The sequence below is a fragment of the Kitasatospora sp. NPDC096204 genome (assembly GCF_044763205.1).
Taxonomy (GTDB): Bacteria; Actinomycetota; Actinomycetes; order Streptomycetales; family Streptomycetaceae; genus Kitasatospora.
In genome coordinates, this window is record NZ_JBIWFT010000047.1 from 19473 (window position 1) to 32870 (window position 13398).

Here is a 13398-nt window from a genome sequence, read left to right on the forward strand (position 1 = left end):
ACTCGTCCCGGTGACACCGCCCAGTTGTTCCGGTGACGCCGCCCGGCCGCCGGCGACCGGTCCGGTGCGAAGCACCCGGACGACCGCCCGGCCGGACGCCGTCCAGCATCCCCCCGTGAGAGCACCGCTACCCGGCGGCGACCCCGGCGCGCGGGCCCCGCGCACCGCGATCCAGCGCACCATAAGGCCGGGCGGCCGGTCGCGTCAGCCGGATGCGGGTGCTGTCACCCGATGGGCTGGAATCCGTCGGCCGAACGGTACGTCCGCCCCCGCGGCCGCTCCGGCCGCGAAACGCCCGGGAGGCTGCGCCCTTGGGGTTGACCGGCGGACCCGCTCGTCCGGAGCCGGCCCGCCCCGCCGGGGCCGCCCCGCGCACCGCCGGCTCCGACGCACCGCGGCCCCCGTGCGAGCGGTTCGCACGGGGGCCGCGGAGGGCGTGGACGGGCCGGCCTCAGGCGGTGGCCGCCTTGAGCGCGATGTCGGTGCGGTGCTGGCCGCCCTTGAGGGAGATCCGGTCCACCGCGGCGTACGCGCGCTCGCGCGCCTCGGCCAGGTCGGCGCCGGTCGCGGTGACCGACAGGACGCGGCCGCCGGCGCTGAGCACCCGGCCGTCCTCGTCCGCCTTCGTCCCGGCGTGCAGCACGAACGCGGTGCCGTCCGCCTCGGCCTCGGCCAGGCCCTCGATCGGGTCTCCGGTGCGCGGGGCGGCCGGGTAGCCCTCGGAGGCGACGACCACGGTGACGGCCGCGCCCTCGTCCCAGCGCAGCGGCTCCAGCTGGTCCAGGGTCCCGTCGGCGGAGGCCAGCAGCACGCCCGCCAGCGGGGTGCGCAGCCGGGCCAGCACGACCTGGGTCTCCGGGTCGCCGAAGCGGGCGTTGAACTCGATCACCCGGGTGCCGCGCGAGGTGAGCGCCAGGCCCGCGTAGAGCAGGCCGGAGAACTCGGTGCCGCGGCGGCGCAGCTCGTCCACGGTCGGCTGGAGGACGGTCTCCAGGACCTCCTCGACCAGCCCGGCCGGCGCCCACGGCAGCGGCGAGTAGGCACCCATGCCGCCGGTGTTGGGGCCCTCGTCGCCGTCCAGCGCGCGCTTGAAGTCCTGGGCGGGCTGGAGCGGGACGACGGTGGTGCCGTCGGTGATCGCGAACAGCGAGACCTCGGGGCCGTCCAGGTACTCCTCGATGACCACGCGCTCGCAGGCGGCGGCGTGCGCCAGCGCGGCCTCGCGGTCGGAGGTGACCACGACGCCCTTGCCGGCGGCCAGGCCGTCGTCCTTCACCACGTACGGGGCGCCGAAGGCGTCCAGCGCCTCGGCGGCCTCGGCGGCGGTGGTGCAGACGTAGGAGCGCGCGGTGGGCACGCCGGCCGCGGCCATCACGTCCTTGGCGAAGGCCTTCGAGCCCTCCAGTTGCGCGGCGGCGGCGGACGGGCCGAACACCGGGATGCCGGCGGCGCGCACGGCGTCCGCGACGCCGGCCACCAGCGGGGCCTCCGGACCGACCACGACCAGGGCGGCGCCGAGCCGGCCGGCCAGCGCGGCGACCTGAGCACCGTCGAGCTGGTCGACCGGGTGGACCGCGGCGATCTGCGCGATCCCGGCGTTGCCCGGGGCACAGTGCAGTTCGGTCACTGCGGGATCTTGGGACAGGGAGCGGCACAGGGCGTGTTCGCGGGCGCCGCCGCCGATGACGAGGACCTTCACGCCTGGCAGCGTAGTCGGTGGCCTGTTCCGGCCGCTCTCCGGTCCCGTCGGATCCTCCAGGCGGAGGGCTCCGTACGCCGAGCGCGTCGGAGGATCCTCCAAGTCGGGCGGAGGTGGTTCGGCGGTGGGTGGCCGGGTCACGACGGCGGGTCACCGGACCCTCGCTCGGACGGGTGAAATCTCGCCGCCTCCCGCAACCGGCCCACCTCGGGTTCCGTTGGCCGAAACCGGTAACGATCACCGGAGAAGCGCCCCCACGGTCAGCCATTTGGCGGTAAGAAGTGCTGTTGGAGAACCACCGGCGGACACCACGTCAGCCGTTGCGCCGACAGAACCAGCAGTCCGCCCGCCACAGGGAGCCCCACAGGTGAGCCAGCCGGAAATGCAGCCCGAGGAGAGTGCCTGGGGCAAGGAGATCGGTGAGGAGGACCAGCCCGTCACCGCCGTCGTCCGACGCGCCTCCACCCGCCGCCGAGCCGATCTGAGCACCCGCCAGTTCCCGCTCGGGGACTGGGGCGAACCCGCCGAGCGGCTGGAGGAGCTCTACCGGTGGTCCGAGGAGCGGGCGGTCGAGGCGATCGAGTGGTACCGCCGGGACCGGATCTGGAAGCGCCGCTGGGCGCGCCTGCTGCGGTTCGCCACGGCCGGCTTCGCGGCGGGCGGGGTGACCGCCCCGCTGCTCGACCTGGCCGGGGCCTTCCCGCACGGCACCGGCTGGGGCTACGTCGGCTTCGCGCTCTCCGCCGCGGGCCTGGCCGCCGACCGGGTCTTCGGGCTCACCTCCGGCTGGATGCGGGACGTCTCCACCGGGCAGGCATTGCAACGCCGTCTGGAGGCCTTCCAGTTCGACTGGGCGTCGGAGTGCGTGCGCGAGGTGCTCGGCCCGACCGAGGGCACCGCGGGCGAGGCCGCCGAGCGCTGCCTGGGCGTGCTGCGCCGGTTCTGCGAGGACGTCTCGGACATGGTCCGCTCCGAGACCTCGGAGTGGATGCTGGAGTTCCGCGCCTCGATGACCCAGCTGCCCACCCAGTCCGGCGGGGCCTGGGGCGGGCGCAGCGAGCCCGGGGTGGGTGCCCAGGTTCGGGTGCTGCCGCCGCCGGGCACCCGGCCCACCATGCCGCGCCAGCGGCCGCCGGAGGGCCCGCTGCGGTAGTGATCGGGGACACGGAGGGCGGGGTGCCCGGACAGGGCCGGGGTCCCGGACGGGCGCGGGGTCGGAGTCAGGGGCGGGGCCGGGGTCAGGCGAAGACGATCATCGAACCCTGGGAGACGCTCCTGGTCGCCGCCGCGTACAGGCCCGACCAGGCGTGCCGCTCCCTGGCGAAGGGGTGGACGTCGTCGATCGGCGGCCCGAACGGCTGCTCCAGGCCGGTCGGGCCGAGCGGCCTGGTCGGGCCCGGCGGGTTGAACGGGTCGATGCCCAGCGCCGGTGCGACGGCCTGGAGTTCGCGCAGCAGCCCGTGGCTGGAGCCGAGCGGCCCGCCGGAGGCGAGCAGCGTGTCGTCCACCAGCGGCGCCGCGAACTCGACCGGCACGTACGCCCCGGCGTGGTCGAAGTGCCAGACCAGGTGCGACTGTTCGGCGCTGCTCTCGAACATCTCCAGCAGCTGCTCGTAGTCGCCGCCGAGCGCGTCGACCGGGGTGATGTCCAGGCCGGTGAGGCCCAACAGGTAGGCGCGGCGCAGGAAGTGCAGCGAGTCGTAGTCGAAGGCGGCTATCGGCTCGACCGCACCGCTGATGCCCGGGACGAAACGGTAGACCGGCACCTCGGGCAGCCCGCGCGAGGCCAGCACCGAGTTGTAGAGCGCGAGGTCGTCCCGGAAGGGGTTGTCGGGGCTGTGGCTCAGCACGTCCACCAGCGGGACGAGCCAGAGGTCGCAGGCCATGGCCGGCAGTTCCTCTCCGGAGGCGTGGATCGCCCGCGGAGACGGGGCGACGACGGGGTCGGGTCGGTACCCGGACGGTCCTTTCACCAGGCGCCCGGTCCGATGACCGCCCACCCTACCGGCCCGGCACCGCGTGCCGATCTAGGGGAGTCGTCGGCCGAACCGGCCGTACGGGATCGTGCGCGGCTGCGGCACCAGTCCGAGGCCCAGGCCCAGCTCACGGCCGAGTTCCCGGCCCGCCTCGTCGCCGCGGCGGCTCCGCTCGGCACCGGCGCCGGCGTCGGCGCCGGGCCCGGTGGCCGGCTCCGGCGGCGCGTCCGGTTCCGGCGGCGGCTCCTCCCCGGTGAACTCGGTGAGCAACTCCAGGACGGTCACCGACTCCAGCGGCTGCCCGGCCAGCCCGGCGAGCAGCCGGACGGTGTGCAGGTTGTACTCGCAGATGATCCGGTGCGCGCCGAGCGAGTCGCGGGCCTCGATCGCCTCGACCAGGTCGGAGTGGCGTTCCCAGCAGATCCCGCCCAGCGCGGGCAGCTCCCGCAGGTAGCGCGCGGCGAACATCCAGGACTGCACCCGCAGCCAGTCCAGGTAGTCGGCGATCCGGCGGTTGCCGAGCAGCCCGCCGACCTCCTGCCAGAACCTGCGGTCGCAGCCCACCATCACGTCCAGGTTCCCGGCCCGGGCGGCCCGCACCGCGGCGTCGGCCCGGCGGTGCAGCGAGGGCAGCCGGCTGAGGTCGGGCAGCGCCCGGCGGGTGGCGTACTGGCGGTGGAAGCTGTCGGTGATCAGCACCCGGGACTCGAAGATCTCCAGGAAGTCGTCCCACCCCAGCTCGGGCACGGTGAAGCCGCGGTGGTGCTCGGCCCGCAGCAGTCCCTGCGCCCCGAGGTCGACCAGGGCTTCGCGGGCCGGGGTCGCGGAGACGCCGTACAGCTCGGCGATCTCCTTGACGGTGAAGTTGCGGCCGGCCGCGAGTCGGCCGGCCATCATCTCCTCGCGCAGCGCGCCGGCGATCTGTTCGCGCAGGCTGTTGCGGTGGATGACGGGGCGGTTGGTGTCGCCTGCGCCGTTGTCAGGCATGGGCGCGATCTCCTCGGGCGGCCTACCGTGCCGGCCCTCGTACGGGCCGGCGGGGAACACGACGAGTGCTCATCTTCTCAAACCCGACCGACCCAGGTACGAACCAACCCTCCCGGAACGCCCTCCACCGCGCCCCGGCCCCGCCACCACTCAGCGCTGGACCGGTGCCGGGATCCCCAGCAGGCGGTCCCGCAGCACCGGGAACTCCTCGCGCGCCTTCGCCACCTCGGCCGGGTCGAACTCGACCGTCAGGACCTCCTCGTCCGCCCCCGCCTCGGCCAGCACCCGGCCCCACGGGTCCACCACGATGCTGTGCCCGGCCTGCTCGACCCCGGCGTGCGTCCCCGCGGTGTTGCAGGCCAGCACGAAGGCCTGCTCCTCCACCGCCCGGGCCCGGGCCAGCAGCGTCCAGTGCTCGCGCCGCCGCGCCGGCCAGGCCGCCGGGACCACCAGCAGCTGCGCGCCGGCGTCCAGCAGCGCCCGGAACAGCTCGGGGAAGCGCAGGTCGTAGCAGGTGGCCAGGCCCAGCGTGGCGAAGTCGGTGGGCGCGGTGACGATCTCCTGCCCGGCGCCCATCACCACCGCCTCGCCGCTGTCGAAGCCGAAGCGGTGGATCTTGCGGTACGTGTGCACCAGCTCGCCGTCCGGGGAGAACAGCAGCGAGGTGTTGTAGATCGGCCCGTCCGGATCGCGTTCGACGATCGAACCGGCGTGCAGCCAGACCCCGGCGGCCCTGGCAGCGGCCGACATCGCGTCCGAGGTGGGCCCGTCCAGGGTCTCCGCGCCGTCCGACCAGAGGTCGTGGGCGAAGCCGCCGAGCGGCCACAACTCGGGGAGCACCACCAGATCGGCGCCCTGCTGCGCCCGCACCAGGGCCGCCGCCCGAGCCCTCCGCTCGGCGGGCGGCTCCGCGTCGGAGACCGCGATTTGGATCAATGAAGCGCGCACAGTACCACCGTCCACGGCAAGAGACCTACGATCGTCACCCGAAAGCGCTGCCCAGCTGTCTCCCGGCAGCGTAACGTGCGGTTAGCGTGTGCGCCCGGAAAGCCGGACCATCCCGGTCGGCCGTGACGGCGGGGCACAGGCGGCAAGGAAGCTGACGGAGGGCCGGAGATTCCCGTGACGGACAACCAGACCGTGCAGGCTTACACCGAAGCGTGGACCCAGAGCATCGAGTCCATATCGGAGCTGGTCGCCCCCCTTCCCGAGGGCTCCTGGAACCGGGCCACCGAGTGCCCCGGCTGGTCCGTCCGGGACATCGTCTCGCACGTGATCGCGGTCGAGTCCGACCTGCTCGGCGACCCCCGCCCGATCCACTCGCTGCCGCGTGACCTCCGTCACGTGACCACCGAGTTCGCCCGTTACATCGAACTGCCGGTCGACAAGCGCCGCTGTCACACCGCGCTGGAGATGACCAGCGAGCTGGAGTACACGATCATCCGCCGCTCCCGGGCGCTGCGGAACGCCAAGCAGACGCCCGAGGAGCCGGTGCGCTGGCCGGCCGGGCCGCTGGCCAGGGACTTCCCGTACCACGAGCTGCTGCGGATGCGGGTCTTCGACGTCTGGGTGCACGAGCAGGACCTGCGCCGGGCCCTGGAGGCCCCGGGCAACCTGGACGCCCCGGCCGCCCTGATCACCCGGGACCTGCTGCTGGAGCTGCTGCCCAAGGCCGTCACCGACAGGGCCGGGGCCCCGGCCGGGACGGTGCTGGTGCTGGACGTCACCGGTCCGGTGGAGTTCCTGCGCACCGTCCGGGTGGACGCCACCGGCCACTGCACCGTGGACGAGTCGATCAGCCTGGCCCCGGACGTCCAGCTCACCATGGGCTGGGAGACCTACCTGCGGCTCGCCTGCGGCCGCGGCCGCCCCGGCCCGGTCACCGTCGACGGCGACCGGGAGCTGGCCGAGCGGGTGCTGGCCAACTTCTCGGTCACCATCTGAGGCCCGCAGCCCGAAGCCCGCGGTCCGGGCTCCGCGATCCGCGATCCGCGATCCGCGATCCGGAGTCCGGGGGTCGGCCCCGGGCTCAGCCCGGCTGCGCCGCGACCCTGCGGCGCAGCCGCAGGATCATCGCCGTGCCCACCGCCAGCGGGACGAACTGCCAGCAGAACGCCCAGCGGAAGGCGGCGGCCGAGTACGCGCCGGCGCCGGCCGGGGAGAGCGTGTCCAGCAGCACCCCGATCCCGAACAGGGTGATCATCGTCCCGATGAAGCCGCCCATGTTCACGATCCCGGAGGCGGTGCCGAGCCGCTCGACGGGGTTGCGGGCGCGCGCGTAGTCGAGGCCGACCAGCGAGGCCGGGCCGTTGCTGCCCATCACCAGGATGATCCCGACCAGCAGCCAGGTCGGCGGGTGGCCGCCGGGCCACGCCAGCACCAGCGCCCAGCCGAGCGCGGTGCTCCCGACGACGGTCAGCACGATCGGCATCCGGGCCCGCGCCGAGGCGGAGAGCAGCCGGCCGAAGACGAAGCCGAAGGTCATGTTGCTGAGCACCAGCAGGGTCAGCAGCCCGCCGGCCCCGGCCCGGGACATCCCCTGCGCCTGTACCAGGTAGGGCAGGCCCCAGAGCAGGCCGAAGGCGTTGCCGGGGAACTGGGTGGTGAAGTGGATCCAGAGCCCGAGCCGGGTGCCCGGCTCCCGCCAGCAGGCGAGCACCTGCCGGCCGACCTTCGGCCGTGCCCCGGACGCCCCGGACGGGACGGCGGCCTGCGGCGGCGCGTCCCGCAGGAGGAGCGCGACCAGCGCGAACACCGCCACGCCCAGCAGCGCGATCGCGGTGAAGGTCGGCGTCCAGCCCTCGCTGTGCAGCGCCCGGGCGAGCACCACGGTGGTGACCAGGTTGCCGCCCATCCCGGCCAGGCCGGTCAGCTGGGCCACGAACGGGTTCCGGGCCGCCGGGAACCACCGGGCGGCGATCCGCAGCACGCTGATGAAGGTCATCGCGTCGCCACAGCCGAGCACCGCGCGGGAGGCCAGCGCGGGGCCGAACGCCGAGCTGAAGGCGAAGGCCAGCTGGCCGGCGCTCAGCAGCACGACGCCGAGCATCAGCACCCGGCGCGGCCCGAACCGGTCGACCAGCAGGCCGACCGGGATCTGCATGGCCGCGTAGACCAGCACCTGGAGGATCGAGAAGGTGGAGAGCGCCGAGGCGCCGATGCCGAAGCGGTCGGCGGCGTCCAGTCCGGCCACGCCGAGGCTGGTGCGGTGGATGACGGCCAGGATGTAGACACTGACGCCGACGGACCAGGCCAGCCAGGCCGCCCGGCCGCCGGGCGGTACGAGCGCGGGCGTGGAGCCGGACGCGGAGCCGCGAGCGGATGCGGACGCGGCCGGGGGCTCGACGGTAGGCCGGGGAGCGGGGACGGTCGGGGACGGGGCTGAACGAGCGGGCTCCACGGTCATAGTCCGACCAGACTAGTCATCCCATGATCGGACGCTCGGACCAGGGGCCCGCGCGCCCCGGCCTCAGCCAGTCAGCGTCCAGGACACCGAGCGGGTCATGTAGCGCTCCCGGAAGGCCTCGTCCCGCACCCAGTCGGTGGTGTCCCGGACGGTCGCCGTCACGGTGGCCGTCCGGCCCGGCGCCAGCTCCAGCCGGGCGGTGTCCAACCAGGCGCCGTCGGCGGACTGCGGCGCCACCGGGACGCCGTCCAGCTTCCACTCCACCTTCAGCTGCCGCGGGCCGTTCAGCGGCAGCGGCCGGACGTCGAGCCGGGGCCGCCCTGACACCTCGCCGGGGGGCGGCACCGGGGTGTCGGTCGGCCGGACCCTCCGGTACAGCTCCTCGACGATCGCCTCGCGCGAGGGAAGGTTGTACGCGCTGCCCAGGGTGCGCATCACCGAGTCCTGGGTCGGCCGGTAGAGGCCGTTGGCGCTGCGGTACGCCCCGATCACGCCGGCCCCGTCCGGGGACTCGGCGCCCAGCCAGCGCCACCACTTGGTCTGCTTCCTGCGCATCTCGTCGGCGTTGAGGGTGGCGAGGTTCGGGTAGTCGGCGTCGTCCGGGGCGCTGTCGTACTCGTCGCCGAGGTCGCCCACGGTGTGCCCGATCTCGTGCTGGATGATCCGCCCGGCGTCCGGGCTGCCGCCCGCCAGGGTGGTCACCCCGGTGCCGCCGGCGCCGCCGTACTCGGTGGAGTTGGCCAGCGCTATCAGGTACTGCGGCCCGGCGCCGTCCCCCGCGTACCGGGCGGTGGCGGCCTCGTCGGCGCAGAGCAGCCGGGCGGTGCCCTCGCACCAGAAGTGCATGCCGAGCGGGGTGACGGTCTTGCGGCCGCGGCTCTCGGACTCGGCGATCCCGGAGACCGGGGAGACCACCTCGACCCGCCGGATGTTGAAGAAGCCCTGGTAGGTGCGGAAGGGCTCGATGTCCATCAGGGCGTGCCAGGCCTTGTCGGCCTGCTGCCGGAAGAGGTCCTGCTCGCCGGCCGTGTAGCCGTCGCCGAGCAGCACCAGGGTGATCCGGTTGGCCGGGTCGCCGGTGCGGCGTATCTCGACGGTCGGGGCGGCCGCGAATATCCGCCGGTCGGCCTGGAGGGCCGTGTGCGGGGGCACCGCGCGGTCGGCCGGGGCTCCCGGGCCGATCACGCCGAACGGCGAGGGGCCGGCCAGCTCCAGGGCGCCCGGGAGGGCGGCGGCGGACAGCAGCACGAGGGCGGCCAGACTCCGGACGAGACGGCCAGGGTTGCCAGGCGCCATACGGGTGCGTCCTCCCGGATCCGGTCACCCGGCATCGCCCGGGTGGTGGAGCGGAGACGTACCCGGGCGGCCGGGACTCCCCTATCCGGCCGCGAGAAAGTCACCGACCTGGACGAACGATCCTCACTTTCCGGACCATTCTGGTCATACCAACCTTCACGCGAGAGGCTTAGAAGGCCCGCCGGACAGAACCGAAAATTTCTTGGAACCCGTCTGCAACCCCCCGTGGGGATGCGCGTCCATACGGGTGAAGGCACGGAGAGCGAGACCGGCAGAGCCGGGGGGCGCTTCCGCTCGGGAGGAGCGGAGCCGGTCGTCTTCACCCACTCACACCGTCAGCACCATGACCCTGGGGAGTCACGTCATGAGCCTGTCCGTTATCGCCCGTTTCGCGAAGAACGACCGCGCGCTCTCCGGCCGCCGCCGCATCGCCGTCCTCGCCGCCACCACCGTCCTCGCCGGCGGCGTCCAGTTCCTCGCCACCGACACCGCCTGGGCCTGCGACGGCCCGTACTCCGCGAACAACCCGGTCGTCTCCGAGGCGGCCATGGCCCGGCACCACAGCGGGGCCCCGGTCAGCGCCTTCATCGCCCCGGTCGCGACCTCGCTGACCGCCGGCGCGAAGACCGAGTTCGGAGTGGAGTTCGCCAACTTCACCGGGGCCGCGTTCGACGGGGTGGCCCCGGGCCTCACCCTGAAGGAGGCCGGCGGCGGGAACCACCTCCTCCCCAAGGACGTGACGGTCGAGGTCATGCGCGGCGGCGCCTGGACGAAGCTCGGCACCGACAACGGCTGCGCCGGCGAGGTCGTCCGCGTCGACACCTCCCCGCTGCTCCAGCCGCTGGCGGACGGCCACGCCGGCCGCGCGCTGTTCCGGATCACCCTGGCGGCCGGGGCCCCGAAGGACCTCACCTCGCTGACGCTCACCACCAACGCGTGGAGCGGGGAGGCCACCACCGGCAAGTCGGTGAGCACGACCGTCAAGGTCGTCCACCCGGGCGCCAAGCCCACCCAGACCGCCAAGCCGACCACCCCGGCCAAGCCCGCGCCCGCCACGGCCGCGCCCACCACGGCCGTCGAGCCGGCCGCGGACCGGGCCAAGGACGCCGCCCCGGCCGCCACCGCCCCGGCGGGCACCCCCGAGCTGGCCCAGACCGGCTCCTCCGCCACCAACACCTTCCTCGCCCTCAGCTCCGCCCTCTTCCTCACCCTCGGGGCCGGCGTCCTGATCGCCGTCCGCCGGCTCCGCCACCAGCGCTGACCTGCGGCCCGGTGGGGCCGAGCGGCCCTCGGCCCCACCGGAGAAAATTTCTCGAAACCCACCTGCAACCCCCTGCGGGGATGCGCGTCCATACAGATGAAGGCACGGAGAGCGAGACCGGCAGAGCCGGGGGGCGCTTCCGCTCGGGAGGAGCGGAGCCGGTCGTCTTCACCCACTCACACCGTCAGCACCACCACCCTGGGGGATCCACGCCATGCGCACGTCCGTTATCACCCGTTTCGCGAAGAACGACCGCGCGCTCTCCGGCCGCCGCCGCATCGCCGTCCTCGCCGCCACCACCGTCCTCGCCGGCGGCGTCCAGTTCCTCGCCACCGACACCGCCTGGGCCTGCGGGGACAGCGCCGACGACGCCCCCGCCGTCACCGCCCCGGCGAAGGCCGCACCGAAGACCACCGCGAGCGCCACCGAGGCGCCCGCCGCCGACCACCAGGGCTCCTACCAGGCCGGGTTCCACATGACCCCGGCCAACCAGACCATCACCGCGGGCGGCCCCAAGGTCGAGATCGGCATCAGCGTCACCAACTTCACCGGCGCCCCGTACCAGAACATCTCCGGGCTGCTCGGGATGTACAACCCGGCCTCCGGCGGCCTGGACACCAAGGACGTCACCATCGAGGTCGCCTCCGCGGGCGGCTGGAAGCCGGTCAAGCTGGTCCACGGCGGCTGCGACCCGTCGGTGTACGCCGTCCCGTCCGCGGCGAACACCGCCCCGCGCCTGGAGAACGGCCGGGCCGTGAACTTCCTGTACCGGGTGGGGCTCTCCGCGAACGCGTCCAAGGACACGACCAGCCTCGTGTTCGTCGCCTCCGCGAAGGCCGCCGGGTTCCCGGAGAAGGGCGGCGAGTCGCGCACCTTCCACGTGGCGCACACCGCCGCGCCCGCCCCCACCGCGAAGCCGACCGCCCCGGCCGAGCCCAAGCCCACCACCTCCGCCAAGCCCAAGCCCACCGCCCCCGCCAAGGACACCAAGGCCCCCGAGCCCGCCGCCGACACCACCAAGGACGCCGCGCCGACCGCCGAGGCCCCGAAGGCCCCGACCGCCGCGCCGGCCACCGCCGCGCCCGCCACCACGGCCCCGGCCGGCACCCCCGAGCTGGCGCACACCGGCTCCTCCGCCACCAACACCTTCCTCGCCGTCGGCTCCGCCGCGTTCCTCGCCCTCGGAGCGGGCGTCCTGATCGCCGTCCGTCGACTCCGTCCCCAGCGGTAGTCGAACGGGCGGTACGACGAAGGGGCCCTCCTGCGCACGCCGGTGCGGAGGAGGGCCCCTTCTGCGGTCCTACGGAGGCGTCAGCCCCAGGTGATCAGGCGCTTCGGGCGCTCCAGCAGGCCGGCCACGTCGGCCAGCACCCTGGAGCCCAGCTCCCCGTCCACCAGGCGGTGGTCGAAGGAGAGCGCGAGCGTGGTCACCTGACGCGGGACCACCTTGCCCTTGTGCACCCACGGCAGTTCCCGGACCGCCCCGAAGGCCAGGATGGCGGCCTCGCCGGGGTTGAGGATCGGGGTGCCGGTGTCGACGCCGAAGACGCCGACGTTGGTGATGGTGACCGTCCCGCCCTGCATGTCGGCCGGCGAGGTCTTGCCCTGACGGGCCGTCTCGACCAGCTCGCCGAGCGAAGTGGCCAGGCCCGCGAGGGTCTTGGACCCGGCGTCCTTGATGTTCGGGACGATCAGGCCGCGCGGGGTGGCCGCGGCGATGCCGAGGTTCACCTGCCCCTTGAGGACGATCTCCTGGGCGGCCTCGTCCCACTGCGCGTTGATCTCGGGGTGCCGCTTGATCGCGGTGAGCAGCGCCTTGGCGACGATCAGCAGCGGGCTGACCCGGACGTCCCGGCCCAGCTCGCCGCTCTCCTTGAGCCGGCGGACGAACTTCATCGTGCGGGTCACGTCGACCTGCACGAACTCGGTGACGTGCGGGGCGGTGAAGGCCGAGGCCACCATCGCCTGCGCGGTCGCCTTGCGGACGCCCTTGATCGGCACCCGGACGTCGCCCGCGGTGGACACGGGCAGCTGCGGCGCAAGCGGCTCGGCCACGACGGCCTCGGCCACCGGGGCCGCGGCGGCCGCCGGAACGGCCGGAGCGGCCTGGGCCGCGGCGAAGGCGTGCACGTCCTCGCGGGTGATCACGCCGTCCCGGCCGGTCGGGGTGACCGCGCGCAGGTCGACGCCGAGGTCCTTGGCCAGCTTGCGCACCGGCGGCTTGGCCAACGGCCGTTCTCCGCCCGGCACTTCGGCAACCGTGGCGACCGGGGCCGCGGGCGCCGGAGCGGCCACGGGGGCCGGAGCCGCGGGCACGGCCGGCACGGTCGCGGAGACCCTGGTGGTGGTCGTCCGCCGCGCCCGGCGCTGGGCGGCGCCGGTACGCGGGCCGTACCCGACCAGCACCTCGCGCCGCTCGGGCTCGGTCTCCTCGGCGGGAGCCGGGGCCGGGGCAGGTGCCTGGGCCGGCGTCGCGGTGGGGGCGGCCGGAGCCGCGGCCCCCGCCTCCCCGGCGACGGCGACCGAGATGATCACGGTGCCGACGTCGACCGTCGCGCCCTCGGGGAAGTGCAGCGTCTCGACCACCCCGTTGAACGGGATGGGCAGCTCCACGGCAGCCTTGGCGGTCTCCACCTCGCAGACGACCTGCCCGTCGGTGACGGTGTCACCGGGCTTGACGTACCAGCTGAGGATCTCGGCCTCGGTGAGGCCCTCGCCCACGTCGGGCATCTTGAACTCGCGGAGCGAGCGAACTTCGGTCGTCATCTTCGCT

The 13398-nt window shown here is 74.2% G+C and carries 11 protein-coding genes; 4 read left to right on the forward strand and 7 right to left on the reverse strand.

Annotated elements, in window-relative coordinates:
- Positions 1–451: 451 nt before the first annotated feature.
- The gene (gene purD / locus ACIQ87_RS35195) at positions 452–1699 is read right to left on the reverse strand and encodes a phosphoribosylamine--glycine ligase (RefSeq protein ID WP_402415085.1); all 1248 of its coding nucleotides are present in this window, start codon (positions 1697–1699) and stop codon (positions 452–454) included.
- A gap of 367 nt (positions 1700–2066) precedes the next feature.
- Here purD and ACIQ87_RS35200 point away from each other — a divergent pair, with 367 nt between their 5' ends.
- Positions 2067–2852 (forward strand): SLATT domain-containing protein, encoded by a 786-nt coding sequence (locus ACIQ87_RS35200; RefSeq protein WP_402415088.1) that lies wholly within the window; start codon positions 2067–2069, stop codon positions 2850–2852.
- Positions 2853–2937: 85 nt separating this feature from the next.
- On the opposite strand, the gene ACIQ87_RS35205 is transcribed toward ACIQ87_RS35200, so the two are convergent.
- The 3 genes from ACIQ87_RS35205 to ACIQ87_RS35215 all read right to left on the reverse strand — a co-directional run bounded on the left by ACIQ87_RS35205 (position 2938) and on the right by ACIQ87_RS35215 (position 5610).
- Positions 2938–3585 carry a hypothetical protein gene (locus ACIQ87_RS35205; RefSeq protein WP_392868594.1) on the reverse strand — a complete coding sequence of 216 codons (648 nt, stop codon included), beginning with the start codon at positions 3583–3585 and terminating at the stop codon, positions 2938–2940.
- A 141-nt stretch (positions 3586–3726) separates the two neighbouring features.
- Entirely contained in the window at positions 3727–4662 is a 936-nt protein-coding gene (locus ACIQ87_RS35210; protein WP_402415091.1) for a GntR family transcriptional regulator, read from the reverse strand.
- Between the two features lie 150 nt (positions 4663–4812).
- Entirely contained in the window at positions 4813–5610 is a 798-nt protein-coding gene (locus ACIQ87_RS35215; protein ID WP_392868598.1) for a carbon-nitrogen family hydrolase, read from the reverse strand.
- Positions 5611–5784: 174 nt separating this feature from the next.
- On the opposite strand from ACIQ87_RS35215, the gene ACIQ87_RS35220 reads away from it, so the two are divergent.
- Complete coding sequence (locus ACIQ87_RS35220; RefSeq protein ID WP_402415094.1) at positions 5785–6606, forward strand: maleylpyruvate isomerase family mycothiol-dependent enzyme; 822 nt, start codon at positions 5785–5787, stop codon at positions 6604–6606.
- 85 nt (positions 6607–6691) lie between these two features.
- Here the strand turns inward: ACIQ87_RS35220 and ACIQ87_RS35225 are convergent, their stop codons facing one another.
- Positions 6692–8068: a nitrate/nitrite transporter gene (locus ACIQ87_RS35225; protein WP_402415097.1), complete on the reverse strand. Its 1377-nt coding sequence runs from the start codon at positions 8066–8068 to the stop codon at positions 6692–6694.
- A gap of 63 nt (positions 8069–8131) precedes the next feature.
- The gene (locus ACIQ87_RS35230) at positions 8132–9364 is read right to left on the reverse strand and encodes a M64 family metallopeptidase (protein WP_402415099.1); all 1233 of its coding nucleotides are present in this window, start codon (positions 9362–9364) and stop codon (positions 8132–8134) included.
- Between the two features lie 364 nt (positions 9365–9728).
- Between ACIQ87_RS35230 and ACIQ87_RS35235 the strand changes: the two genes are divergently transcribed.
- A complete protein-coding gene (locus ACIQ87_RS35235) occupies positions 9729–10625 on the forward strand; it encodes a hypothetical protein (protein WP_402415102.1) in 897 nt (298 codons plus the stop codon).
- A gap of 214 nt (positions 10626–10839) precedes the next feature.
- Complete coding sequence (locus ACIQ87_RS35240; protein WP_402415105.1) at positions 10840–11856, forward strand: LPXTG cell wall anchor domain-containing protein; 1017 nt, start codon at positions 10840–10842, stop codon at positions 11854–11856.
- Positions 11857–11936: 80 nt separating this feature from the next.
- Here ACIQ87_RS35240 and ACIQ87_RS35245 read toward each other — a convergent pair whose 3' ends face one another.
- On the reverse strand, positions 11937–13391 hold the full coding sequence (locus ACIQ87_RS35245) for a dihydrolipoamide acetyltransferase family protein (protein WP_402415107.1): 1455 nt from the start codon (positions 13389–13391) through the stop codon (positions 11937–11939).
- Between the last annotated feature and the right edge of the window lie 7 nt (positions 13392–13398).

What these genes read in the sequence shown, in the direction of transcription:
- ACIQ87_RS35235 (WP_402415102.1), top strand. Translation starts at nt 9,729, where the DNA reads ATGAGCCTGTCCGTTATCGCCCGTTTCGCGAAGAACGACCGCGCGCTC.
- ACIQ87_RS35205 (WP_392868594.1), bottom strand. Translation starts at nt 3,585, where the DNA reads ATGGCCTGCGACCTCTGGCTCGTCCCGCTGGTGGACGTGCTGAGCCAC.
- ACIQ87_RS35240 (WP_402415105.1), top strand. Translation starts at nt 10,840, where the DNA reads ATGCGCACGTCCGTTATCACCCGTTTCGCGAAGAACGACCGCGCGCTC.
- ACIQ87_RS35225 (WP_402415097.1), bottom strand. Translation starts at nt 8,068, where the DNA reads ATGACCGTGGAGCCCGCTCGTTCAGCCCCGTCCCCGACCGTCCCCGCT.
- ACIQ87_RS35245 (WP_402415107.1), bottom strand. Translation starts at nt 13,391, where the DNA reads ATGACGACCGAAGTTCGCTCGCTCCGCGAGTTCAAGATGCCCGACGTG.
- ACIQ87_RS35210 (WP_402415091.1), bottom strand. Translation starts at nt 4,662, where the DNA reads ATGCCTGACAACGGCGCAGGCGACACCAACCGCCCCGTCATCCACCGC.
- ACIQ87_RS35230 (WP_402415099.1), bottom strand. Translation starts at nt 9,364, where the DNA reads ATGGCGCCTGGCAACCCTGGCCGTCTCGTCCGGAGTCTGGCCGCCCTC.